Source organism: Rothia mucilaginosa, from assembly GCF_019334805.1.
Classification (GTDB): Bacteria; Actinomycetota; Actinomycetes; order Actinomycetales; family Micrococcaceae; genus Rothia; species Rothia mucilaginosa_C.
Window position 1 is genome coordinate 1,330,093 of sequence record NZ_CP079822.1, and the last position, 23,883, is coordinate 1,353,975.

Here is a 23,883-nt window from a genome sequence, read left to right on the forward strand (position 1 = left end):
CTCCTCACGCTTGTGGGGGAGCGGGGCGTTGCTGTACCCGACGGTGGATGTACTCGGGGGCGGATGTACCCGCCGCAGAAGATGCACTTTCACCCCCGCCGAGTGCTACAACCCTTTAGCCCGCAGGTGAAATAGAGAAGCCCGGTACCTAGCCGCCCGCCGGGGTAGGGTACATTTAAGGTTGCACCGTTGGGTGTTCCGGCAGGCATGCCGCACCCCAACGGGTCACAGCCGCAACGTAAGGACAAAGCATTGGCGCAAAACCCCAATACTCCGCAGAAAGGCTCGGAGGGCTTCCTGAAGAAGCTGATTAACGGCCCCTGGTTCTGGCCGGGTGCAGCTCTCGTAATCATGCTGGCTTTCCTCATGGCCTCCTTCTTCACCCAGCCCTCGCGTCAGGTGGACACCAACGTGGGTCTTCAGCTGCTCAACGACCACCAGGTCAAGAGCGCAAAGATCTACGACGGCGACCAGCGCGTCGAGCTGCAGCTTAAGGACGACTACAAGAAGGGCAACGACAACTACGGTAAGTCGGTGCGCTTCTACTACGTGCAGCCCCGCGGCGACGAAGTTGCTAAGGCAATGGAATCCGCCGAGCTGGAAAGCTACACGGACCAGCCCGTTGAGCACAGCTTCCTGGGCTCCCTGGTGTCCCTGCTGCTGCCGATTCTGCTCTTTGGTGTGCTCTTCTGGTTCCTGATGGGACGAGTCGGAGGCGGCTCCTCCGTCATGAGCTTCTCCAAGTCCCGCGCGAAGAAGTTCACCAAGGACAAGCCGGAGGTTCGCTTCAGCGACGTCGCCGGCGTGGACGAGGCGCTCGCCGAACTGGAAGAAGTCCGCGAGTTCCTGGCTGAACCCGAAAAGTTCACCCGCCTGGGTGCAAAGATCCCCAAGGGTGTTCTGCTGTACGGCCCTCCCGGCACCGGTAAGACCCTGCTCGCCAAGGCTGTGGCGGGCGAGGCTGGCGTGCCGTTCTACTCGATTTCTGGCTCTGACTTCGTTGAAATGTTCGTGGGTGTGGGCGCCTCCCGCGTGCGCGACCTGTTCAAGGAAGCGAAGAGCGACCCCGCCGCCATCGTCTTCGTCGACGAGATTGACGCTGTTGGCCGCCGCCGCGGCGTCGGCATGGGCGGCGGTAATGACGAGCGTGAGCAGACCCTGAACCAGCTGCTGGTTGAGATGGACGGCTTCGACGGCAACTCGAACGTCATCGTCATTGCGGCAACGAACCGACCCGACGTTCTGGACCCGGCACTGCTGCGTCCCGGCCGTTTTGACCGTCAGATTGGTGTGGACGCCCCCGACATGCAGGGCCGCGAACACATCCTGCGCGTGCACGCCGCAGGCAAGCCGATCGCTAACACCGTTGACCTGGCACAGGTCGCTAAGCGTACCCCCGGCTTCACCGGTGCTGACCTGGCGAACGTCATGAACGAGGCGGCTCTGCTGACCGCCCGCGATAACGGCAACGTGATTGATGACCGCGCTATCGACGAGGCGATTGACCGCGTCATGGCTGGTCCGCAGCGTTCCTCGCGCATCATGAACGAGCACGAGCGTAAGGTCACCGCATACCACGAGGGTGGTCACGCCCTGGTCGCGGCGGCACTGCGTAACTCCGCGCCGGTCACCAAGATTACGATTCTTCCGCGTGGTCGTGCCCTGGGTTACACCATGGTCATGCCGCAGGACGACAAGTACTCCACGACCCGTCACGAACTGCTCGACCAGATGGCGTACGCGATGGGTGGCCGTGCCGCTGAGGAGATCGTCTTCCACGACCCGTCCACCGGTGCGTCTAACGACATTCAGAAGGCAACCGACACCGCCCGCAAGATGGTCACCGACTACGGCATGAGTGCCGTGATTGGTTCCGTGAAGCTCGGCGGCGAAGACACCGAACCGTTCCTCGGTGGTGGCGGCGCTTCGGCACGCAACTACTCCGACGCAACCGCGGCGAAGGTCGACGCTGAGATTCGTGCCCTGCTGGAGCAGGCGCACGACGAGGCATTCCAGATTCTGCTGGAAAACCGCGATATTCTGGACCGCCTGGCGTTCGCCCTGCTCGAGAAGGAAACCCTGCTCGAGAACGAGATTGCCGAAATCTTCAAGGACGTGCGTAAGCGCCCCGAGCGTGAGTACTGGTACTCCAAGCCGACCCGCGAGCGCACCGACATTCCGCCGGTGAAGGCACCGAGCGAGCTGGCTCAGGAGGCGCAGAAGGCTGAGGAAGCACCTGCCGAGGCACCGACTGTTCCCGTAGCGCCGACCGCTCCTGTAGCACCGGCTGCACCCGCGCAGCAGGTTCCGGTAGCACCTACGCAGCCGTTGCCGCCTCAGGTGCCCCTCACCGACCCGGACGCCGACCCGACCGTCGCAATGCCCACCCAGCAGTACCCGAACTACCCCGCCCCTCCGGCGCAGCGCCCGGAGAACGGCACCCCGAACCAGAATGGAGCAGAGAATGAGCGAGGCTAAGAACGCCGTCGACCAGCCGCGTATTGAGGCTGCCGTCCGCGAGATTCTGCTCGCGATTGGTGAGGACCCGGACCGTGACGGTCTGCAGCAGACCCCGGCGCGTGTGGCGCGCGCCTACGCGGAGTTCTTCTCGGGCCTGCACCAGGATGCCGGCGAGATTCTGGGTACGACCTTCGACATCGCCCACTCTGAGATGGTGCTGGTGAAGGACATCCCGTTCTACTCGACCTGTGAGCACCACCTGGTGCCGTTCCACGGTGTGGCGCATGTGGGTTACATCCCGGGCCCGGACGGTAAGGTGACCGGCCTGAGCAAGCTCGCCCGCGTGGTGGATCTGTACGCTCGCCGCCCGCAGGTGCAGGAGCGTCTGACCACGCAGGTGGTGGAGGCTCTGGAGGAGCACCTGAACCCGCGCGGTGCGATTGTGGTGATTGAGGCTGAGCACATGTGCATGTCGATGCGCGGTGTGCGTAAGCCGGGCGCGAAGACCGTGACTAGCGCGGTGCGCGGTGCGCTGATGAACGGCGCAACCCGTGCGGAGGCGATGAGCCTGATCTTCTCGCAGCGCTAAGCGCATGCAATGAGCATATAGCTATACGCCAGGGGGCAGGATTCTAAGGAATCCTGCCCCCTTGCGCTATACCCCTGTGTCGTGTAGCCGCTTTTGTTGGGTCGTATGACGAGAGCCCTTGCGTAGAGGGCGTCATCAGCTGTAGAGTAGTACCACTAGTACCGGCACCACTCCTTCGGGAGTACAGGACCGGTCTTCTTTTTGTTAACGCTATGTACAGCGCTCTTCACGTACCGTTGTTGATGAATGCATAACTGTTCCGCTCCTCATCAGGAGCGAAAATAACCGCGGCCGGTTCCGCCCATCAGGGGTCTGGAGCCGGTCATCGTTTTTAAACGATGACCTTAACAAGACAGAGATGACTTACATCCGTGTAGTTATACCCTTAATATCCTTATATTGATATTATTAAAGAGTTATGATGATGAAACGATATCAAGTGATGGATAGTGTATGTCTTCAATCATAAAACCATTTAAAACATATGAACAGCAGGTTGGAATCTTGCGCCAGCGAGGTATGCTCGTAGGTTCTCAGGAACATGCCGTTCACGTCCTTGAGCGTGTTAGTTACTACCGTCTGAGTGGTTACTATTATTCGTTTCGGCGGTCGTCGGGAAGCGGGCAGCGCTTGGATACTTTCGTGCCCGGAACGGTCTTTGAAGATATTGTGGCCCTGTATGAATATGACCGTAATCTTCGGTCTATTGCGTTTTCGTACTTCTCGCAGTTTGAGGTGTATTTGCGGTCCCGCCTAGGGAATTTACTGGGGGAAGTGGACCCTCTCATATACGAGGATGAAACCCGGTGTGATCTTCAAGGTAGTAAAAGGCGCACTGCTTGGAATAGATTCACGAGAAAAAGCGAACAACTTATTCGTACTTCTGAGGAAGAATTCGTGAAGCATCACCGTGAGCAATACGGCGGGAAGTTGCCTGTGTGGGTAGTGGTGGAAGTTCTAGATTTGGGGGCTCTACAGAATCTGTATTTGGTCTCTCCGCCAAATATTCGACGAGATATCGCGAAAGCCTTGGGGTGTACTGACCCTCAGTTGGAAACTTGGATTAACTCGCTGCGGGTAATGCGCAATATTTGTGCGCATCAAAGTAGGTTCTACAATAAGCTGCACCCAGAGCCTCGCTTGCCGCGTGTGTTGAGAGGTGGAAGAGTTGAGAGCCCTGAAATCCGTGAGGTTGTTGACCTATTTGGTGTGCCGCAGGCTGAAGAGAACCATAAGATGTGTAAGACCTTCGGCATGCTCACCCTCCTCAAATATCTGATGGACCAGGACGGAATCGGGGATACGGAATCTCTGACGCAGATCCTGAAGGAACGTCCTGATATTTCCGTTCCTGGGGTTGATGTATCGCGGGCTATGGGTATACCGCAAGGGTGGGAAGAAACCCGTTTGTGGAGCTAAAATCTTCACAGCTTATAGACACACTAAAAGGGGCGGAGGTGAAAACCTCCGCCCCTTTTCGCATCGCCAAAGTGCTCCGAGAATGTATTCTGAGCCGGTACCTTCTGCGGCCGTGGCGGCGCCGATCATGCCGCACCGCAGAAGCTAGAAGAGCCCCGCCGCTAACGCTGCAAGCTACCCTTCGCCTCGCTCGGATTATCCCAACCCAGGGCAAGAGTCACGATCAAGCCCACGGCAATGAAACCGCAACCGGTCGCGGTGCCGAAAGCAATCCAACGCACGGCAGGAACACCTTCAGCGAGCACAATAGTCACCAGCGCGGCAAGAGCTACCAGGGAGAGGATCCAAGCTCCAGTCTTCATATTCACAATGAGTCACTTCCTAGAGTATGTATGTGTGGGTGCGCGCCGCCGACCGGGAACGCGCCCGGCACGGTATGCGTGCCCTCCCAGCATACCCTTAAATAAGTATCTGTAATGCAAGTATTGCATGCCGTGTCCCCAGAATCGACCCCACAGCTACCCCAACCCCCACCCCAATCACTGTGTCAATCACTGCGGCAAACTCCACCGCACCGCAGATTCGGTACGATAAATTTATGACTGAATCCACACACACCACCCGTGTAGCCCTCCTGCCCTGCGACGCGCTCGCCGCCGAACGCACCCTCGTGATGGGCATCCTCAACGTCACCCCCGACTCCTTCAGCGACGGCGGGCAGCACTACGCCGCCACCGACGCTATCGCCCACGCCGCCCGCATGATTGCCGAGGGCGCCTCCATTATCGACATTGGCGGCGAGTCCACCCGCCCCGGTGCCGTGCGCATCAGCGTGGAGGAGGAGCAGCGCCGCATCCTGCCCGTCATCGAGGCGGTCGCGCAGCTGGGCACCACCATCAGCGTTGACACCATGAACCCGCAGACCGCCCGCGCCGCCATCGCCGCCGGTGCGCACATCATCAACGATATATCCGGTCTGAACGTGAGCAATGAAATGATTGAAACCGCCGCCGAGCTGCAGGTGCCGTACATCCTCATGCACGCGCGCGGCACCTCCCAGACCATGGACAGCCTGGCGGAGTACCCGCGCGGCGTGGTCACCGAGGTCGTGGAGGAGCTGACCGATCTGCGTGAGCGTTTCCTTGCAGCCGGTGTGCTGCCGCAGAACCTGATTCTTGATCCGGGTCTGGGCTTCGCGAAGGGCGGCATGCAGGACTGGGAGCTGCTCGCCGCCATTGACGAGCTGCAGGGCCTGGGCCACCGCCTGCTCATTGCCGGTTCCCGCAAGCGTTTTATCGCCAACGCCCTCACGGCGGCGGATATGGCACTGGCTGAGCGCCTGAACGCGAGCGGCTTCACCGCAACCGATGCGGGTGAGGCGGAACGCGAACTGTGGCAGTCGCTCTCGGAGCCGCGCCCGGCTCAGCACCGTGCCGCAGCCTCAGCGGCGGTAACCGCACTGGTGGCGGCGCGCGGCGTGTGGGCTGTGCGCGTGCATGACGTACCCGCCAGCGTGGATGCGGTGACGGTCGCCTCCGCGTTGCGCTCTGTCAGCTAGAGCCCCGTTAGCTACTCGCCAACCCCCGCCCCAAATACTTTCTAGGAGACCCCAATGACCCAGGCAGACTACGCACGCCACGACCGCATCACCCTCACCGGTATCACCGCTAAGGGGTACCACGGCGTGCTCGATTTTGAGAAGCGCGACGGCCAGCCCTTCGTCGTGGACGCGACCCTGTACAGCGATTTTTCCGCCGCAGCCGCTACGGATGACCTGACGAAGACCACGAACTACGCGCTGGTGGTTGACCTGATTCACCGCCACATTACGAACGGTTCGCTGGATTTGATTGAGACCCTTGCGGTGAACATTGCCGAGGGTGTCCTCGCCATGTTTGAGCTGGTGGACGCGGTGGAGATTACCGTGTCGAAACCGCAGGCGCCGATTGAGCTGCCGTTCGGTAACGTTGCGGTGAGCGTGTTCCGTGAACGCGCCGCTGAGGGTGGCCGCTAGTGGCGGGTACGGCAAAGTATGCGCACCGCGCGGTGTTGGCGTTGGGCTCGAACCTGGGCGAAAGCGAAGACACCCTGGAGCGCGCCGTCGCCGACCTGGTGGCCGGTGGCGTGCAGCTGGTGCGCGCCTCCGGGCTGTACCGTACCGCCCCGGTGGGTGGTCCGGCGGGTCAGCCGGATTTCGTGAACGCGGTCATTGAGGTGACCACTGACCTGGGCGCTTACGAGCTGCTGAAGCTGTGTAACGCGGTGGAGGCGGCGCATCACCGTGAGCGCCTGGTGCGTTGGGGCCCGCGCACCCTCGATATTGACGTGATTGACTATGACGGCGTGATCTCTGAGGATCCGGTGCTGACTTTGCCGCATCCGCGGGCGCAGGAGCGTGCTTTTGTGCTGGTGCCGTGGGCGCAGATGGACCCGCAGGCGTACCTGACGGTGACCCGGCGTGCGGAGCCTTCGGGGGAGCGGCCGGATGAGGTTCCTGCGCCGCTGAGCCGCGAGGTCGTGAGCGTTGCGGAACTGTCCCGCACGCTGGTTGAGGCGGATGAAGACGCTATCAGCTATATGCGTGAGATGCAGGTACCTGATCAGCCTTAAATGTGGCACTCTGGAAGGTAGAAGAACCTACCGAAAGGAAACACCATGAAGCCCCTGAGTTATCGGGCGATTATTGTGGCGGCTGTGTGCGGTGCCGCTGCCGCTCTTATGGTGAATTCCGTGATGATTGGCGCCGGTTTTGGTGAGCTGAATTTCTCGTGGATGCTCGGCGCGGTGTGCCTGCTGGTTGCGGCGGGAGCCGTGTGGCTGGGTGTGCAGGTGGCTCGTTATCGTCGTATTCAGACGCGTGAGAAGGCGCCGCATATGGGCCCGATTCTTGCGGCGCGTGCGGTAGCGTACGCGCAGGGCTCCATCATGACCGGTGCCCTGTTGACGGGCTGGTGCGGTGCGATTCTTGGCTACCACCTGGCGATGGTGTCTGTGCGCGGTTTTTCGGTGGTCTTTTGGGAGGTTCTCGTTAATTGTGTGGGCAGTGTTGCCCTGCTGATTGCTGGCCTGTGGGCGCAGCATTGTTGTCGTATTCCGCCGGAGGATGATGAGGATGCGGCCTCCTCTTCCGGTGCTGTAAAGCCGCGAGAGGGAGGAACCTATGTCGGCTCCTAACCAGAATAGTTATTCGCCAAATGGTCGGTACGGGCAGGACGCTCAGAACGGCCAATACGGTCAGTATGGGCAGAGTCAGCCCGGTCAGCCCGGTCAGCAGGGTCAGTACGGGCAGAACCAGTATGGGCAGTACCAGCAGGCGGCTTACGGTCAGCCTGGTGCCCCGTATGGACAGCAGAGCCAGTATGACCAGCAGGCGCAGTATGGACAGCAAGCGCAGTACGGTCAGCAGGTTCCGCCCGCTGCCGCGTACCCGAACGCGCCTCAGCCGGTTCCCGCGCAGCCGGCACCTTCTCAGCCGGTAAGCTCCCAGCCGGTTCCCGCGCAACCCGTGCCGGAGCCGCAGTGGGTACCCGCCGCCTCCCGCTACCTGACGGTTCGTTTTGTTCACACTCTTTCCGCCCTGGCGCTCCCGATTCTTGCGGGCGTTGCCTTGTATTGTGCGGGTGCGTTCTTCGGCGGTCCGGAGGCGCTACGCATCGTCGGTCTGGCTGTGATTGCGGTGTTTGGTCTGTGGGGTCTGTGGTGGATTCTGACCACTCCGCGCCGTACTCGTGCGCTCGGCTACGCGCTGGAGTCGAATCACCTGATGGCTCGCCGCGGTATCGTGTTCCGTTCCATGAGCTCTATGCCGTACGGGCGCATCCAGTATGTTGATGTGGATTCTGGTCCGCTGGAGCGCATGTGCGGTGTTGCCCGCCTGACGGTGCGCACCGCGGGTACGACCACCGGCACGATGGTGCTGTTTGGTATTCCGCTGAATGCGGCGGAGGAGCTGCGCGCGGATCTGGTGCGCCGCGCCGATGAGCGAATGGCGGCACTCTAATGAGTACCCCGAATCCGGTCAACCCCGCGCCGCAGGCACCGCAGCCTCCTGCCTCCCAGATGCCGCAGGAGCAGAAGTGGTGGCGTGCCGATATCCGCACGTTCATCATGAACCTCTGGTTCATTATTCTGCTGGCGTTTGGTTTCTTCCAGAGCATTATCCTGAATATTCTGACCACCCCGCCGAACGAGTGGGGCGCGCGATTGACGCAGGCATTCGATGAGAACAGTAGCTACTTCAGCGCAACGTACTCGCAGCTTATCGGCTTCGCCGTGCTCGTGCTGATTCTGGTTGCTGGCTCGATTGACTGGTGGTTTACCCGCTATAGCCTGGACGATTTGGCGATTCACCGCCGTAGCGGTTTTCTGTTCAAGAAGAACCGCACGATCCGTCTGGAGAGCGTGCAGAGCGTGGACATTTCGCGTCCTCTGGTGGCGCGCCTGCTGGGTGTGTCGGAGCTTCGTTTTGAGGTGGCTGACGGCTCTTCGGAGGCGCTGCACATCAAGTACGTTTCCGCCCGCAAGGCGGAGGTTCTGCGCCGTACCGCGATGGCGAGCATCAACCTGTTGCGTTCGGAGGCGGCGGGCCGCCCGGTCGACGTGCTGCCCGAGAGCATGCAGATTTCGGCGGAGCGCATGCCGGATGCAGATCAGTTGCATCAGCCGTACGAGGCCTCCTATGGTGCGCCCTATGAGGCATCTTATGGTGCGCCCGCGCAGGACGGCGCCCAGCCCGCTCATCAGCAGGCGGCGCCTCAGCAGGGCGGCTACTCGCAGCCTGCACCCGAGCAGGGCATCCAGCAGCCCGGCGCATCCCGCCGCGGCGCTCGCATGCCGATGCCGGTCGCGGCTGACCCCTCGCAGCCGCCGATTTTCCGCATCTCGAATATGCGTCTGATTGCCTCCATCATGCTGGAGCATCTGGTGTGGCTGGTGCCCGCCGTGGCTCTCATGGTTGGTGCCGCGGTCATTGCCGCGATCCTGGACGGCGAGAGCCCGTTCCTGATTTTCATGGCGTTGCTACCCGGTATGTTCGCGCCCATGGTCGGTTATGTGGTTGCCCTCTGGACACGTTTTGACGGTGCCGCGAACTTCAAAATCACCCCCAGCGGTCAGGGCGGCGTGACCCTGCGCTACGGTTTCACTGGCACGCACACCCAGAACGTGATGGTTGAGCGTATTCAGGCGCTCGCCGTGGAGCAGTCCATCCTGTGGCGTGCGTTCGGCTGGTACCGCGTCAAGATGACCATTGCCGGTATTGGTATTGAGAAGAACGACAACCAGAAGTTGGTGACCCGCAACGTTGCCCTGCCGGTCGGCAACAAACAGGAGACGCTGATGGTGTTGCGTCTGCTCCTACCCGCGCTGGATGAGGCGCAGGCGCAGGTGCTGCTGGATACCGCCAACGGTTCGCTGAAGAGTCAGAAGCCGCAGGTTCCGGCAATGATTGTGACGCCCTCTTCGGCGCGCTGGATGGACCTGCTTACCTGGAAGCGTAACGGCGTGACCACGGTCGGTTACACTGCCGGTTCGGTGCAGGCGAGCACCCGCATTGATTCTGATGCGGCACGTTCGAGCGTCGGCGAGCATACGCAGGGCGACCTGCTACTGATTCGTGGCGGCTACTTTATCCGCACGCTGTCGATTGTTCCGGTCAGCCGTGTGCTGAGCGTGAGCCGAGGTCAGGGCCCGCTGCAGCGTGCCTTCGGATGCGCGAGCGTGCATTTCGGTACGGTGCCCGGCCCGGTGCGCACGCTCATGATGCACCTGCCGCCGCGCGTCTGCGAGGATTTGGTGTGGTTGATGACGGTTCGCCTGGAGGGTATTGAACCCTACTACCGCGTACCGGTGATGAGCGGGCGCCCCTAAGCCGGCTCGTCCGTGAGTGAGCTACATAAACTGCAGAGCGCATCCTGCCGTCGGTCGTCTTCGTGACACCGGCGGCAGGGCCGGCGTGAAAGGGAGAATATACTTAAAGCCGTGATACAGCATTCAAAACCTGCGCGTTTGGGCATTGGAATTATTTCAGCCGGGAGGGTCGGATCCGTCCTCGGTGCGGCTTTGCGCGCCTGCGAGCACACTATTGTGGGTGTTCACGCGGTCTCTGAGGCTTCTCAGGAGCGCGCCGCGATGCTGCTTCCCGATGTGCCGCTGCTGCCGGTGGAGCAGATTGCTGAGCGTAGCGAATTGCTGATTCTCGCGGTTCCCGATGATGAGCTGCCGGGCCTTGTCACCTACCTGGCGTCTTCGGGAAGTATTACCGCCGGTCAGATTCTGGTGCACACCTCCGGCCGTCACGGCACCGAGGTTCTCGCACCGGCGACCGCGCTGGGCGCTATCGGTTTGGCGATTCACCCCGCCATGACCTTTACCGGCATGTCCGTGGACCTGCAGCGCCTGAACGGCACCTGCTTCGCCGTGACCGGGCCCGCACCGTTCATCCCGATTGCTCAGGCACTCGTGGTGGAAATGGGCGGCGAACCCGTGCACGTTGCCGAGGCTGACCGGGCGCTCTACCACGCAGCTTTAGCGCACGCCGCGAACCACCTCGTGACCATCCTGGGTCAGTCCCAGCAGATGCTCGCCTCCATCGGTATTGAGGACCCGGCACGCTACATGGGGCCGCTCGTGCGAGCCGCCGTGGACAATGCGCTCGCCAGCGGTGAGGGCGCTCTCACCGGGCCCGTGGCACGTGGAGATGCTGGTACCGTGAAGGCTCACCTTCAGGCTCTGAATGAGTACTCAGAGCATGAGAAAACAGGTGATATTACAGACTCTTACGCCGCTCTGGCACACGCAACCGCAAAAAGAGCGCATAATAGAGGTTTGTTAAACGATGAACAACTGGGACGAATTGAGAATCTGCTGGGTGAGTCTTCGGACCGCAACCACCCCGGCGATATTGATGATTCAGCCCCCGAAAACAAGGAGTTCTCGTCATGACTGAGACTTCGATGCCCCGAGTCGTGACCACCATTGCGGATTTCCGCACGGCAATCACCGAATCCCTTGCCGCAGTGCAGGAGGAACTGGACCGAGCAGCCCGCCAGGAGGCGGAGCAGAACGGCACCGCAGTTCAGTACAAGAACGCATCCCTGGGCTACGTGCCCACCATGGGCGCCCTGCACGACGGCCACGCAACCCTGTTGCGTCGCGCCGCTGAACAGAACGATGTAGTGGTCGCCTCCATTTTCGTGAACCCGCTGCAGTTTGGCCCCGGCGAGGATTACGAAGCATACCCGCGCACCCTGGAGGCAGACGCTGCCCTGGCCGGTGCCGCCGGTGTTGACATTATTTTTGCCCCCGAGGTTGAAGAGATGTACCCCGACGGCGACCCGCTCATCCGCATTTCGAGCGGCGAGCTGGGCACCAAGTTTGAGGGTGCGACCCGTCCGGGCCACTTTGATGGCGTGCTGACCGTGGTCAATAAGTTCTTCAACATTATTCGCCCCGCAGCCGGTAACCACCCGGTGAACGCGTACTTCGGTCAGAAGGACGCTCAGCAGTACATCCTGATCCAGCGTATGGTGCGCGACTTCAACCACGACGTGACCATGCGCCCTGTGTCGATCGTTCGCGACGATAACGGTCTGGCGCTGTCTTCGCGTAATAGCTACCTGTCGGATGAGGAGCGCGAGTCTGCCCTGGTGCTGTCTCGCACCCTGGCGATGCTGCGTGAGAATTCGCTGAACCGTGGCTTCCACGAGATTGATTTGGACGGTGCGCGTGAGCGTATCAACTCCACTCCGGGTGTACGCCTTGACTACCTGGAACTGGTCGACCCGATGACTTTCGGTGAGCCGACTGAGGAGTCGGAACGAGTCCTGGCACTAGTTGCTGCGTTCGTTGGTCCGACCCGCCTGATTGACAACATGGACCTGCGCTAAGCGTTCGTTCGTTTAGAAGAGTCCCCAACACACTACACAGATAGGTATCACTGTGAGCACTGAGCACACTGCCGCACCGGCGATTGCTGATATGTCCGAGCAGATGCAGATTCGCCTGGAGAAGCGTGCGAAGCTGATTGAGTCGGGTCGCGAGGCATACCCGGTGGGTCTGCTGGATTCTGAGGGTAACCGCGTGGAGCCCAACCACATTGAGGATCTGCGCGCCGAGTACGATCCGAAGCTGGCTGCTGAGGAGCTGAAGGCTGGCGACGAGACTGACCGTGTGGTGCATGTGGGCGGCCGCGTGGTGTTCGTCCGTAACACCGGTAAGCTGTGCTTCGCGACCCTGCAGGGTGGTACCGAGGGTAAGCGCATCCAGGCGATGCTGTCGCTGGCTGAGGTTGGCGAGGAGTCCCTGGCTGAATGGAAGTCCCTGGTTGACCTGGGTGACCACGTGTTCGTGACCGGCCGCGTGATTGTTTCTCGCCGCGGTGAGCTGTCCATCATGGTGACCGACTGGAAGATGGCGTCGAAGGCGCTGCGCCCCATGCCGGTTCTGCATAAGGACCTGAACGAGGAAACCCGCGTTCGCCAGCGCTACCTGGACCTGATGGTTCGCGAGGAGGCTCGCGAGCTGGTGAAGAAGCGCGCCCTGATTACCCGCACCGTCCGCCGCGTGCTGGAAGATCACGGCTACATTGAGGTTGAGACCCCCGTTCTGCAGCTGGTGCACGGTGGCGCGACGGCTCGCCCGTTCCGTACCCACCTGAACGCTTTTGACCAGCCGATGACCATGCGTATTGCGACTGAGCTGCCGCTCAAGCGTGCAGTGGTTGGTGGCATTGACCGCGTGTACGAGATTGGTCGCGTGTTCCGTAACGAGGGCGTGGACTCGACCCACAGCCCCGAGTTCACCACCCTGGAGTGCTACGAGACCTATGCTGATCAGTTCGTGATGGCTGAGCGCATGAAGGAGATTATCCAGAGCTGCGCGAAGGCTGTCGGCACTGAGCGTATTGAGACTGAGAACGGCACCATTGACCTGTTTGGTGAGTGGAAGTGGGTTGGCGTGTACCCGGGCCTGTCCGAGGCTGTGGGCGTTGAGATCACCCCCGAGACTGACGCTTCCGTTCTGCGCGAAATTGCTGAGAAGCACGAGGTGGACATCGACCCGAAGTGGGACGCTGAGAAGCTGGTGACCGAGCTCTTCGGTGAGATCGTTGAGCCGACCCTGGTGAACCCGACCTTCGTGTACGATTACCCGCCGAGCGCTCAGCCGCTGGCTCGTCCGCACCGTTCCGGTGAGCCCCTGATTGAGGCGTGGGACCTGATTATTGGCGGTATGGAGCGCGGTACCGCGTTCTCCGAGCTGATTGACCCGGTCATTCAGCGTGAGCGCCTGACCGCCCAGTCGCTGCTGGCTGCTGCCGGTGACGATGAGGCGATGGAGCTGGATGAGGACTTCCTGCGCGCCCTGGAGCACGGTGCACCCCCGATGGGTGGCCTGGGTCTGGGCATTGACCGTCTGATTATGTTGCTGGCGGGCGATCAGGATCCGGAGCGTCCGGGTACTGTGGTGCGTCAGCCCGGTATTCGTGAGACTATTCTCTTCCCCCTGATGAAGCCGGAGGCCTAAGCTTCCCCTTCACCTGTGAGGGTGTTAATGCGGCGGGTGCCGCGGATACGGTTGTATCTGCGGTACCCGCCGTTTTCTGTGTACTCTTTTGCACGGTGTATAGCTTCTGGGGTGGGGTTTCTGTTTATTTACACAGGTCAGGGGCGTTTTTACTCTATTCTGGTGCTGATTTATGCTGCTCTATTCACTCTGGCGGGGGTTTCTGCTCTTATGCATGAACGCGTTACATAGAAAATAATGAGGGGTTGAGAGGTGGCAGAATTTCGCTTTTGAATAGGGCTGAAATGTATGGTGTGAATGGTCTAATGTGCAGGCTCGTGCGGGCGCTATATTGCGCTCAGATTGTCGGGGACGCCGGGGCGCATTATTAGGTGTCTTTGTCTCTGGGGGCTGTGTCTGCTGTCTGGAAGAATCCAAAGTATTTGCACTCTAAACTTCACTTTAATGTTCTTGTAGCGAGTGCAGATTTAGCGGGGATGCACAGAAGCGATATATCGCTGCGGGTGATTGGTGCATTGTTTCAATGCTCAGAATATTTTCGGAATTTTTAATACAGTTCTGTTACTATATGAAAGAAAATTAGTACATAAATATATCCGGCACATTATTTTCTCAATCCCGATAGAGGCTTTTGAGTTTACTCCACAGGATATATGCAACAGATGAGGAGGTGCCTCAATGGCACAGAAGGTTCGCATCATCCTTGAAGACGATCTCGACGGCGGCCCCGCAGACGAAACTATCCGTTTTGGCCTGGACGGCGCTCACTACGAAATCGATCTGTCCTCCGCAAACGCAGCTCGCCTGCGTGACGCTATCCGCCCCTTCGTAGCGAAGTCCCGCCGCGTGCAGGGCACCGCTACCCAGCGCACCCGTGCTCCCCGTGGCACCGCTGCTCCGGTTAAGCGCAACCCCGAGACCGCAGCAATCCGCGAATGGGCTAAGGCTAACGGTCACAAGGTTTCTGACCGTGGCCGCATCCACCAGGATGTTCAGGACGCATACTACGAAGCAATGAAGGCTCAGGGTTAAAGGCTCTTAGTATTCATGCTGTCGGAGGGTTTGGTGCTTTAGGGCTCTAATTCTTCGGACGCTAAAGGCGGATGGTGTTCTCACCATCCGCCTTTAGTTGTGCTCCGGTATTTCTTGATATGCGCTGCATATCTGCGGAGGGTGGAGTGTTTTTATATCACCTACCCCAATTAACTATTTACATGTAAAACATATTGATCCTTTGCCAATGCCCACTTCTGAATTATTAGGAGGAAGATCCGAGAATCGGATGCGCAATATGGTGTCGAGTTCAGGCTCCCCATTTAGATTTCATGCATCGGCAGGAACACTAAAGGTAATGGTGCATTAATCTCTTCAAAGCGGGGGATATGCGCTGTGATATTCATGCGGTCGTTGAGTCGAGTATTCTATTGAAGAGGTTGGAATGTACTGACTGAAATTTTCGAATAATTAGGGACCCTGCATCTTCGGTGGCGCTATCGGAACTTACGATTATCTCTTGATGGGGCACCGAAATGAGGCGGGAATTATCCGGGAAATAAGTACCGTGTTGTCCGGCAAATATTTTTTGCGAATTATTGAAATTTCTCACTTAAACATATAAATTTTTAAAAATTTCTGCAATATATTCATGCATGTGCAGGAAACAGGCGGTTTGAGTGTTGGTATATGTGGATTCTTGTGCGTTCACCTTTTCTGCAAACCCTCGTATCGGCACCACGGTCCCTCAGAACCCACCCGTAGCACCTGTCGGCGGTGCATCCGACGGCAATATGCGCACACTCTGCACAGGTAACCCCGACAAAAGCAGCCAGCCCCGGCAAAAGCAGTCAGCACCGACCGGCAGCGCCCATCCGACTGTAGGGTAGGCCCACCTGCGTGAGCTAGACCCCTCAAAACTACCCCTGCACCCCGCCAGAAGCCCCGAAACCGCGCCTAAAACGCCCCGAACAGCTCATCTGTTCTCTTGATGGCGAACAGACGCCCATCAGCCCGCCCTTTCAGCCGCGCTCAACGTACTCTTGTATCAATAGGAAAATGCAAGGAGTGCGTAAATGTTTGAACGCTTTACCGATCGAGCTCGGCGTGTTGTGGTGCTTGCCCAGGAAGAGGCACGCATGCTCAACCACAACTATATCGGTACCGAACACCTTCTGCTCGGTCTGATTCACGAGGGCGAAGGCATCGGTGCCCGCGCCCTGGAATCATTGGGCGTTACCCTGAACGCAGTACGTGAGCAGGTTCAGGACATCGTCGGCCCCGGCCCCCAGGCGCCTAACGGCCATATCCCCTTCACCCCGCGTGCGAAGAAGGTTCTCGAACTGTCCATGCGCGAGGCTATTCAGCTGAACCACGGCTACATCGGCACCGAACACATCCTGCTGGGCATGGTTCGTGCAAACGAGGGCGTGGCAAACCAGGTGCTGGTCAAGCTGGGCGCTGAGCCCGCTGCCGTGCGCCAGGCTGTTATGGACCTGATTTCCGGCTACCCCGGTAACAACTCTGGCGATAAGGAAACCGCCGGCGTGGGTGCAGGTAACTCTCGCGAAGGCACTCCCGCGGGTTCGACCATCCTGGATCAGTTCGGCCGCAACCTCACCGCAGCAGCGCGTGAGGGCGAGCTGGACCCGGTCATCGGCCGCCACAAGGAGATGGAACGCGTCATGCAGGTCCTCTCCCGCCGTACTAAGAACAACCCCGTGCTGATTGGTGAGCCCGGCGTCGGTAAGACCGCCGTCGTGGAGGGCCTGGCACAGGCTATCGTGCACGGTGACGTTCCCGAAACCCTCAAGGACAAGCACCTGTACACCCTGGACCTGGGCTCCCTGGTCGCAGGTTCGCGCTACCGCGGTGACTTCGAAGAGCGCCTGAAGAAGGTCCTGAAGGAAATCCGCTCCCGCGGCGACATCATCCTGTTCATTGACGAGATTCACACCCTCGTTGGTGCAGGTGCCGCAGAGGGCGCGATTGACGCTGCCTCCATCCTCAAGCCCATGCTGGCTCGAGGCGAACTGCAGACCATCGGTGCAACCACCCTGGACGAGTACCGCAAGCACATTGAGAAGGACGCCGCTCTGGAGCGCCGCTTCCAGCCGATTCAGGTTGAGGAGCCCTCTCAGGAGCTTGCCGTGCAAATCCTCAAGGGTGTGCGCGATAAGTACGAGGCGCACCACCGCGTCACCATTACCGACGAGGCCATTGAGACTGCCGTGAACCTTGCGGCACGCTACATCTCTGACCGCTTCCTGCCGGATAAGGCTGTCGACCTGATTGACGAGGCGGGCGCACGTCTGCGCATCAAGCGCATGACCGCACCCCCGGAAATCAAGATGCTCGACGAGAAGGCAGCCAAGTTGCGCCAGCAGAAGGAAGACGCCATCAACTCCCAGGATTACGAGAAGGCCGCAGGCCTGCGTGATCAGGAGCAGAAGGTCCTGGCTGAGAAGGAAGAAGCCGAGAAGGCATGGCGCGAAGGCGGCGACGCATTCGGCACCGTGACCCCCGAGGTTATTTCTGAGGTTCTGGCCGCTTCCACCGGTGTTCCCGTCTACAAGATCACCGAGGAAGAGTCCAGCCGCCTGCTGACCATGGAGCAGGAGCTCCACAAGCGCGTCATCGGTCAGGATCACGCTATTGCGGCGCTGTCCCGCGCTATTCGCCGTACCCGCGCAGGTCTGAAGGACCCGCGCCGCCCCGGTGGTTCGTTCATCTTCGCCGGCCCGACCGGTGTGGGTAAGACCGAGCTTGCCAAGGCACTTGCCGAGTTCCTGTTCGGCGATGAGGATTCGCTCATCACCCTGGATATGTCCGAGTACCAGGAGAAGCACACCGTCTCCCGTCTGTTCGGTGCGCCTCCCGGCTACGTTGGCTACGATGAGGGCGGCCAGCTGACCGAGAAGGTCCGCCGCAAGCCCTTCTCCGTGGTCCTGTTCGACGAGGTTGAGAAGGCTCATGCCGACCTGTTCAACTCGCTGCTGCAGATCCTGGAAGACGGTCGACTGACCGACTCGCAGGGTCGCGTGGTGGACTTCAAGAACACCGTCATCATCATGACCACCAACCTGGGTTCGCGTGACGTGAACCGCCGCATCCCGGTTGGTTTCCAGGCGATGGACGACACCGCAGCCGACTACGAGCGCATGCAGGCACGCGTGATGGAGAACCTCAAGGAGCACTTCCGCCCCGAGTTCCTCAACCGTGTGGACGACATCATTGTCTTCCCGCAGCTCTCCGAGTCTGAGATTCTGCAGATTGTGGACCTGTTCGTGGGCCGCCTGGCTAAGCGCCTGGCGGAGCAGGATATGTCCATTGAGCTGACCAACGCTGCGAAGGTTCTCATGGCGGCTAAGGGTTACGACCCGTCCATGGGTGCTCGTCCTCTGCGCCGCGAGATGCAGCGCAACATTGAGGACGCCCTGTCTGAGAAGATCCTCTTCGGCGACATCAAGCCCGGCGAGAAGATCACCGTGGACGTTGAGGGTGAGGGCGACTCCGCGAAGTTCGTCTTCTCTTCTCAGCCGATGAAGGAGCTGGCTCTGGATTCGGTGCAGGAGCTGAACGAGGGCGAGTCTTCCGAGGCTCCCGCTGAGACTCCCGCAGCTGAGGCACCTGCCGCTGAGGGTCAGGGCAACGACTAGGCTCTGGAATAAGCTCTAGGTAGCTAGGCTTTAGCGCACTAAACGCCTGTGGGGCGGTACCGGAATCATCCGGTGCCGCCCCACAGGCGTTTCTATGCTTTTGGGAGGCTCCAGGAGCTCCTCTGCGGCGGGTACTAGAGCGAGACGAGCACACTATCGCCCTGCGTGACTTCGCGGGCGAGAGAGTCCGCCAGCAGCCCCGCGTAGCAGCGCTGCAGCTGCTCGGTGGCGGGGGAGAGGGCGTACAGCGCCTTCAGTGGACGATGCACCGCGGCGGGTGCATCAGCCGGGAACGTAAAGTCTGGCGAAGAGGCTGCAACGGGTGAAGAGGTCGTATCGCCAGCCGAGGCTACACCCGCACCTACTCCCGCACCCAGGATGAGCTCGCGATTCACCGGCTCATGTGCCGCACGCAGCACCGCCATGACCGCACCGCGCACCTGGCGGTCCGTGCCGTGCCAACTCTGGCCCTTGGGGGTGTAGTCCGCCTCCGGCTTGCCCGCCGCAACCCAGGCGCACAGATCCTCCACCGGGCACAGTTCGCAGGTCGGGGACTTTGCCGTGCAGACCAGCGCACCGAGCTCCATGGTCGCCGCATTCCACAGGCAGGAGGTGGGGGTATCGGCGGGCATGAGCGCCTCCGCCAGGCGAGTCTCAGCCGCCGTCAACGAACGCGAGGGTAGCGCCTTACCGGATACCGCACGGGCGTGCACGCGGCGGATATTCGTATCAATGACCGTGGCGCGCAGACCGAACGCGAACACGCTAATCGCCGCCGCCGTGTAAGAACCCACGCCCGGCAGAGCCAGCAGCTCCTCGTAGTCGGCGGGAACCTTACCGCCGTGCTGCTCCACAATCGCCACAGCGGCACCGTGCAGACGCTGCGCGCGGCGCGGGTAACCCAGGCGGCCCCAGGCGCGCACCGCCTCCGAGGCGGGCTCGGCGGCAAGGTCGGCGGGGGTGGGCCAGCGGCGCATCCACTCCTCCCACACGGGTAGAACGCGTTTGACGGGGGTCTGCTGCAGCATAAACTCGCTGACCATCACGCCCCAGGGGGTGCACTCGTCACGACGCCACGGCAAATCGCGTGCCTGGTCGAGGAACCACCCGTTGATTCGGCGGTGGAGCGCCTCGGTATTCGTGCCTTCGGGCAGGGCCGGTTCGGGGCGTGTGCGTGCGGTGCGGTTGGGCTCTGAGGTCATCCGAAAAGCCTACGCCACAGGGCATATATTCCCAAAACTGCATGAACAGAGTTCACTGTGATTCTCAGGGTTAAACCCGGTATCCTTAAGAGTATGTCTGAAAATGGTCCCGTTCTGCCTCCCGAAGTCTACCGCCGCCGTCGCATCGTGGCGGTTATTGCTCTGCTCGCTGTCATTCTGCTGTTGGTCGCTGGCGTGACCTCCATGGTCGGCATGATTAACGGCAAGAAGGACGCCACTGTAGCCTCCACCGCGACGCCTTCCGGCGCGCCCTTCCAGAGCTTCAGCGCTCGCCCCTCCGAAACTGCTTCGGCAACCCCGTCCGCTAGCGCGACTGCCTCTGCAACCGCGTCGGCTACTGCTTCGGCAACCCCCTCGGTGACCGCTTCTGCGGCACCCACTGCAAGCGTGACCACCGCCGCGGCAACCCCTGCGGCAACCACCCCCGCGGCGACCCCGACTACCCCCGCACCGGCACCCTCGGTGACCACTGCGGCTGTTGCTGCGGCGTGCACCGCGAACGACCTGAAGGTGACCGTCACCCCCGCGAAGCGTACCTTCGCAGCCGGTGAGCAGGTGTCCTTCCACGTGACCTACACGAACTCCTCGAAGACCCCCTGCGCTGTGGGCGGCGAGGGTGCGAACACCGGCGTGGACCTGAACATTACCTCCGGTGCAGCTCAGGTGTACACCCGTAGCCTGTGCGCGGCGACCGCCGTTCAGAAGGCTGAGGTAGCCGCAGGTGCCGAGGGCGCAACCGACCTGGCGTGGGACCGTAAGATCAACGTTCTGGGTTGCTCCTCCGCTTCGACCGCTCAGAAGGGATCTTACTGGGCGACTGCCACGGTGAATGGTGTGACTTCGGCTCAGGTGAACTTTGTGATTCAGTAGTTCACTTCTATAGTTTTCGCCCGTGAATGGGCACGCAAAAGCCCCCGTGCTGGATTGAACTGCGCCCCGAAACTTGGACGCATTAAATAGTAACCCTTACACAGCTTCCAACAGGGCCTGATCCCGGTACTCCACCGGGGTCAGGCCCCTAAGCTTCACCTGGCGCCTTGCTGTGTTCCAATGCGTAATATAGGCGTCAAGGTCAGCTTTGAAACTCTCAAAAGTCAGCCAATCCTGCCCACGGAAAAACTCATCCTTAAGATGCCCAAAGACTTGCTCGGTGGCGCCATTATCAATGCAGTTGCCTTTACGCGACATACTCTGGATAAAACCGTTCTCAGCGAGCATACTGATGTAGGTCTCGTGCTGATACTGCCACCCCATATCCGAGTGCAAAATCGGCTTAGCTCCCTCGGGTTTGGCCTCCATGAGTACCTGAAGCATCTCTTGTTGCTGGACGAGATTGGGACACATCGAGATAGAGTGAGCAACAATCTCCTTGCTGGCAAAGTCATAAACCGGCGCCAGGTAGGCCTTACCGAAGGAAAGCTTAAACTCGGTAACATCGGTACCCAACTTCTGCCAAGGACCGGTCGCCGTGAAGTCGCGACCGATGATGTTCTCAAAACTTTGCCCCACGTCCCCCTTGTAAGAGTTGTACCTGCGGTAGGGCCTCTGGCGGCGTATACCGCAACGCAACCCCATCTGACGCATCATCTTCAAAACCGTCTTATCGGCGATACGCACCCCTTCCTCAGCGCGCAGACACATGGCCACCTGCCTGTGACCGCACCCGTTAGGGGTACGCGAAAAGATCTGGGCAACCTTGGCACGTAGCTGCACTCTGGTTGGCTGCTGGGGATGAGCCAACGCGTAGTAGTAGCTCGATTTGGCAAGGCCAGCCACCTCAAGGAGGTCGTACAGCTTGTGCCCGTGCCCTGAAAGCTCAGCGACCACTAGGGCTTTGTCCCGGTTTGGGAGCGCCTCTGCGCCTTCAGGGCAATCGATTTTTTTAGGTACGCCACCTGCGCCTCAAGCTTGCGCACACGCTCGGCAAGTTCCTCCTCACGCGTTAGCGGCACCGCCCGCACCGACCCCTTCGGCCTGCCCTTGGGCTTAGGCTTAAGCGCCTGCGCGCCGCCTTCACGGTACAGCCTGCACCACTGCTTCAACGGTGTAGCGCTTGCAATACCGAAGCGCATCATTGCTTCAGGCTTACTCATCCCACCGTCAACCACGGCCCTTGCTGCGGCGACCTTGGTCTCGTAGTCGTATCTGGCCTGCTTTACTCCCATGGCAAGAAGCCCGTCCTTCCCGATGACGCGGTACGTTTTCTGCCACTCTCTCACAGTCGCGGCAGACATACCAAGCTTCTTGGCGGTCAGACCATAGCCGAATCCTCTCTCGAACATTTGCGCTGCTTGCTCCCGGAGCAAACGATCATGCCTCATTCCCAGATTTATAGACATGAAAAGCCTCCCATTTCCTGGACTTCATTTTTGTTGTCCAAGAAACGGGAGGCAGTTCAGATATTCTCCGGCACGGGGGCTTTTTGTATAGGTCTATTGCGTGGCGCTATTTGGAGGCGCGAGGCTTGGCGAAGCGGCGCTCACCCAGGTACCCGAGCAGGCTACCGAATGCGGTCCACTGTAGTGCCGCCAAAAGCAGGGTGGACAGGTCGGTCACCTCAAAGGAATTGGGGATGACCTTGAACCACAGTAGCGGCAGGTAAATCAGGAACAGAATGGGGGATGCCCATACGAAGAACGGGACGGGGCGCTTAGCCGACGGATACTTGGTTTGCGGGTATGACATTGTGACCTCCTTGGGGTGTCAAGGTGTGAAGGGTAACCTCCACTGTCACTACATCATAATGCAAAAGGTTCTTGTGAGGCAGGAAAAGGCCGCCGAGTAGATGTACTTCTAGATGTATTTTTCTAGGCTGCTCTCGGCCATGCGGGAGAGCTGCTCACGCACCGTGCGGGCGCGAGCCTCACCCACACCGTCCACGGCACGCAGGTCCTCAAGGGATGCCGCCATGAGAGCCTGCAGGCTGCCGAAGCGCTCCACCAGACGCTCAGAAATAGCGTTCGGAATGCTTGGAATACCGGCGAGCAGGCGGAAGCCGCGCGGTTGCAGGGGAAGCTCCAGGTCGGGGTTCTCACCAAACCCAACAGCGCGGGCAATCGCGCGCAGATCCACGATGTCCATATCATCCAGGTTCTGAAGCGCCTCAACGCCGGCGGTAATCAGCTCGTCGTTCACCTCGGGCAGGTAGTCGCGCAGAATCAGGTCGCTAGCGGTCATCTCGGGGGCGCGCAGCTCCTCCAGCTGCAGGGCAATGAGGCGGCCGTGCACGCCGAGCTCCAGCACGTAGTGGCTGACCTCGCGGATAATGCGGTTCACCATCTCCATACGCTGAAGGGTCATTGCCACATCCGCCAGGGAAACGTTCGACTCAATCTCCAGGGCAGACAGGCTGGAGAGCACCGAACGCAGACGCTTCTTATAGCTTTCAAGGGTCTGAATCGCCTGGTTTGCGCGAGCCATCAGATACTGGCTGTCCTCAACCATGTAGCGGGTGCCGTCAACGTACACCGAAATCACGGACATCGAGGCACTCACCGAAATCACCGGGAAACCGGTCTGAATGGCGGTGCGTTCGGCGGTGCGGTGGCGGGTGCCGGACTCGTTTGTCTCAATGGAGGCGTCTGGCATGAGCTGCACGCCGGCGTGCAACAGGCGGGTGGCGTCGCGGTCGCAGATGATAGCGCCGTCCATCTTCGCCAGCTCGCGCAGGCGGGTTGCCGAGAACTCAGTGTCGATATTGAAACCGCCCGACGACAGGGAGGATACGGTGCGGTCGGATCCGAGTACGATGAGTGCGCCCGTACGGCCACGCATGATGCGTTCCAGGCCCTCGCGGAGCTCGGTGCCGGGGGCGATTCGGGCGATAGTTTTAAGCAATAGGTCACTATAATTCATCTGCACAAAAAACATTGTACCCGCAAGGGTGGTTATTGAGCCAGGTCAGGGGCGGAACGGCGGGCTAAAGTGCCTCAAAAACGAACGGATATTCTCGATATTTATACGGGAGTGTGCAGGGCTAAACTATCTGCATTTAAGAGTAAAAATATGTTCTGCGGTA

At 60.1% G+C, this 23,883-nt stretch carries 21 protein-coding genes; 15 read left to right on the forward strand and 6 right to left on the reverse strand.

Annotated features, from left to right (window positions below):
- Positions 1-252: 252 nt before the first annotated feature.
- The 3 genes from ftsH to LPB405_RS05220 all read left to right on the forward strand — a co-directional run bounded on the left by ftsH (position 253) and on the right by LPB405_RS05220 (position 4,468).
- Complete coding sequence (ftsH, locus tag LPB405_RS05210; RefSeq protein ID WP_219100441.1) at positions 253-2,478, forward strand: ATP-dependent zinc metalloprotease FtsH; 2,226 nt, start codon at positions 253-255, stop codon at positions 2,476-2,478.
- The gene (folE, locus tag LPB405_RS05215; protein WP_005507626.1) at positions 2,465-3,049 is read left to right on the forward strand and encodes a GTP cyclohydrolase I FolE; all 585 of its coding nucleotides are present in this window, start codon (positions 2,465-2,467) and stop codon (positions 3,047-3,049) included. The genes ftsH and folE overlap by 14 nt, the downstream gene beginning before the upstream one ends.
- A gap of 453 nt (positions 3,050-3,502) precedes the next feature.
- Positions 3,503-4,468, forward strand: a complete 966-nt coding sequence (locus LPB405_RS05220) for an Abi family protein (protein ID WP_219100444.1) — start codon at positions 3,503-3,505, stop codon at positions 4,466-4,468.
- 161 nt (positions 4,469-4,629) lie between these two features.
- Here the strand turns inward: LPB405_RS05220 and LPB405_RS05225 are convergent, their stop codons facing one another.
- Complete coding sequence (locus LPB405_RS05225) at positions 4,630-4,836, reverse strand: hypothetical protein (RefSeq protein WP_070616019.1); 207 nt, start codon at positions 4,834-4,836, stop codon at positions 4,630-4,632.
- Positions 4,837-5,066: 230 nt separating this feature from the next.
- Here LPB405_RS05225 and folP point away from each other — a divergent pair, with 230 nt between their 5' ends.
- From folP to LPB405_RS05280, 11 genes are all read left to right on the forward strand, one after another.
- Complete coding sequence (gene folP / locus LPB405_RS05230) at positions 5,067-6,026, forward strand: dihydropteroate synthase (RefSeq protein ID WP_219100447.1); 960 nt, start codon at positions 5,067-5,069, stop codon at positions 6,024-6,026.
- A 54-nt stretch (positions 6,027-6,080) separates the two neighbouring features.
- Positions 6,081-6,482, forward strand: coding sequence for a dihydroneopterin aldolase (folB, locus tag LPB405_RS05235; RefSeq protein ID WP_219100450.1), 402 nt, complete (start codon positions 6,081-6,083; stop codon positions 6,480-6,482).
- Entirely contained in the window at positions 6,482-7,078 is a 597-nt protein-coding gene (folK, locus tag LPB405_RS05240) for a 2-amino-4-hydroxy-6-hydroxymethyldihydropteridine diphosphokinase (protein WP_219100453.1), read from the forward strand. The genes folB and folK overlap by 1 nt, the downstream gene beginning before the upstream one ends.
- Positions 7,079-7,123: 45 nt before the next feature.
- The gene (locus LPB405_RS05245; protein WP_219100456.1) at positions 7,124-7,642 is read left to right on the forward strand and encodes a DUF3180 domain-containing protein; all 519 of its coding nucleotides are present in this window, start codon (positions 7,124-7,126) and stop codon (positions 7,640-7,642) included.
- Positions 7,629-8,468 carry a PH domain-containing protein gene (locus LPB405_RS05250; protein WP_219100459.1) on the forward strand — a complete coding sequence of 280 codons (840 nt, stop codon included), beginning with the start codon at positions 7,629-7,631 and terminating at the stop codon, positions 8,466-8,468. Before LPB405_RS05245 ends, LPB405_RS05250 begins: the two co-directional genes overlap by 14 nt.
- Positions 8,468-10,336: a PH domain-containing protein gene (locus LPB405_RS05255; protein ID WP_219100462.1), complete on the forward strand. Its 1,869-nt coding sequence runs from the start codon at positions 8,468-8,470 to the stop codon at positions 10,334-10,336. Before LPB405_RS05250 ends, LPB405_RS05255 begins: the two co-directional genes overlap by 1 nt.
- A 111-nt stretch (positions 10,337-10,447) precedes the next feature.
- A complete protein-coding gene (locus LPB405_RS05260) occupies positions 10,448-11,410 on the forward strand; it encodes a Rossmann-like and DUF2520 domain-containing protein (RefSeq protein WP_012902776.1) in 963 nt (320 codons plus the stop codon).
- Positions 11,407-12,354, forward strand: coding sequence for a pantoate--beta-alanine ligase (gene panC, locus LPB405_RS05265; protein WP_219100465.1), 948 nt, complete (start codon positions 11,407-11,409; stop codon positions 12,352-12,354). The genes LPB405_RS05260 and panC overlap by 4 nt, the downstream gene beginning before the upstream one ends.
- A gap of 52 nt (positions 12,355-12,406) precedes the next feature.
- Positions 12,407-13,990: a lysine--tRNA ligase gene (gene lysS, locus LPB405_RS05270; RefSeq protein ID WP_219100469.1), complete on the forward strand. Its 1,584-nt coding sequence runs from the start codon at positions 12,407-12,409 to the stop codon at positions 13,988-13,990.
- Between the two features lie 678 nt (positions 13,991-14,668).
- Positions 14,669-15,022: a histone-like nucleoid-structuring protein Lsr2 gene (locus LPB405_RS05275; RefSeq protein ID WP_012902780.1), complete on the forward strand. Its 354-nt coding sequence runs from the start codon at positions 14,669-14,671 to the stop codon at positions 15,020-15,022.
- A 1,037-nt stretch (positions 15,023-16,059) separates the two neighbouring features.
- Positions 16,060-18,642 (forward strand): ATP-dependent Clp protease ATP-binding subunit, encoded by a 2,583-nt coding sequence (locus LPB405_RS05280; protein ID WP_219100472.1) that lies wholly within the window; start codon positions 16,060-16,062, stop codon positions 18,640-18,642.
- Between the two features lie 134 nt (positions 18,643-18,776).
- Here LPB405_RS05280 and LPB405_RS05285 read toward each other — a convergent pair whose 3' ends face one another.
- The gene (locus LPB405_RS05285) at positions 18,777-19,844 is read right to left on the reverse strand and encodes an A/G-specific adenine glycosylase (protein WP_065423848.1); all 1,068 of its coding nucleotides are present in this window, start codon (positions 19,842-19,844) and stop codon (positions 18,777-18,779) included.
- A gap of 93 nt (positions 19,845-19,937) precedes the next feature.
- Here LPB405_RS05285 and LPB405_RS05290 point away from each other — a divergent pair, with 93 nt between their 5' ends.
- A complete protein-coding gene (locus LPB405_RS05290) occupies positions 19,938-20,735 on the forward strand; it encodes a hypothetical protein (RefSeq protein ID WP_219100475.1) in 798 nt (265 codons plus the stop codon).
- Between the two features lie 96 nt (positions 20,736-20,831).
- Here the strand turns inward: LPB405_RS05290 and LPB405_RS05295 are convergent, their stop codons facing one another.
- The 4 genes from LPB405_RS05295 to disA all read right to left on the reverse strand — a co-directional run bounded on the left by LPB405_RS05295 (position 20,832) and on the right by disA (position 23,735).
- Positions 20,832-21,692 carry an IS3 family transposase gene (locus LPB405_RS05295; protein WP_219100477.1) on the reverse strand — a complete coding sequence of 287 codons (861 nt, stop codon included), beginning with the start codon at positions 21,690-21,692 and terminating at the stop codon, positions 20,832-20,834.
- On the reverse strand, positions 21,692-22,147 hold the full coding sequence (locus LPB405_RS05300) for a helix-turn-helix domain-containing protein (RefSeq protein WP_257604854.1): 456 nt from the start codon (positions 22,145-22,147) through the stop codon (positions 21,692-21,694). Before LPB405_RS05300 ends, LPB405_RS05295 begins: the two co-directional genes overlap by 1 nt.
- A 163-nt stretch (positions 22,148-22,310) precedes the next feature.
- Positions 22,311-22,550, reverse strand: a complete 240-nt coding sequence (locus tag LPB405_RS05305) for a hypothetical protein (RefSeq protein ID WP_012902784.1) — start codon at positions 22,548-22,550, stop codon at positions 22,311-22,313.
- A 108-nt stretch (positions 22,551-22,658) separates the two neighbouring features.
- A complete protein-coding gene (disA, locus tag LPB405_RS05310; protein ID WP_219100482.1) occupies positions 22,659-23,735 on the reverse strand; it encodes a DNA integrity scanning diadenylate cyclase DisA in 1,077 nt (358 codons plus the stop codon).
- Positions 23,736-23,883: the final 148 nt, after the last annotated feature.

Excerpts from the sequence above, each read along its gene's own strand:
- folE (WP_005507626.1), top strand. The coding sequence starts at position 2,465 with ATGAGCGAGGCTAAGAACGCCGTCGACCAGCCGCGTATTGAGGCTGCC.
- LPB405_RS05220 (WP_219100444.1), top strand. The coding sequence starts at position 3,503 with ATGTCTTCAATCATAAAACCATTTAAAACATATGAACAGCAGGTTGGA.
- folP (WP_219100447.1), top strand. The coding sequence starts at position 5,067 with ATGACTGAATCCACACACACCACCCGTGTAGCCCTCCTGCCCTGCGAC.
- folB (WP_219100450.1), top strand. The coding sequence starts at position 6,081 with ATGACCCAGGCAGACTACGCACGCCACGACCGCATCACCCTCACCGGT.
- LPB405_RS05245 (WP_219100456.1), top strand. The coding sequence starts at position 7,124 with ATGAAGCCCCTGAGTTATCGGGCGATTATTGTGGCGGCTGTGTGCGGT.
- LPB405_RS05250 (WP_219100459.1), top strand. The coding sequence starts at position 7,629 with ATGTCGGCTCCTAACCAGAATAGTTATTCGCCAAATGGTCGGTACGGG.
- LPB405_RS05255 (WP_219100462.1), top strand. The coding sequence starts at position 8,468 with ATGAGTACCCCGAATCCGGTCAACCCCGCGCCGCAGGCACCGCAGCCT.
- panC (WP_219100465.1), top strand. The coding sequence starts at position 11,407 with ATGACTGAGACTTCGATGCCCCGAGTCGTGACCACCATTGCGGATTTC.
- LPB405_RS05275 (WP_012902780.1), top strand. The coding sequence starts at position 14,669 with ATGGCACAGAAGGTTCGCATCATCCTTGAAGACGATCTCGACGGCGGC.
- LPB405_RS05280 (WP_219100472.1), top strand. The coding sequence starts at position 16,060 with ATGTTTGAACGCTTTACCGATCGAGCTCGGCGTGTTGTGGTGCTTGCC.
- LPB405_RS05285 (WP_065423848.1), bottom strand. The coding sequence starts at position 19,844 with ATGACCTCAGAGCCCAACCGCACCGCACGCACACGCCCCGAACCGGCC.
- LPB405_RS05290 (WP_219100475.1), top strand. The coding sequence starts at position 19,938 with ATGTCTGAAAATGGTCCCGTTCTGCCTCCCGAAGTCTACCGCCGCCGT.
- LPB405_RS05300 (WP_257604854.1), bottom strand. The coding sequence starts at position 22,147 with ATGTTCGAGAGAGGATTCGGCTATGGTCTGACCGCCAAGAAGCTTGGT.
- LPB405_RS05305 (WP_012902784.1), bottom strand. The coding sequence starts at position 22,550 with ATGTCATACCCGCAAACCAAGTATCCGTCGGCTAAGCGCCCCGTCCCG.
- disA (WP_219100482.1), bottom strand. The coding sequence starts at position 23,735 with ATGTTTTTTGTGCAGATGAATTATAGTGACCTATTGCTTAAAACTATC.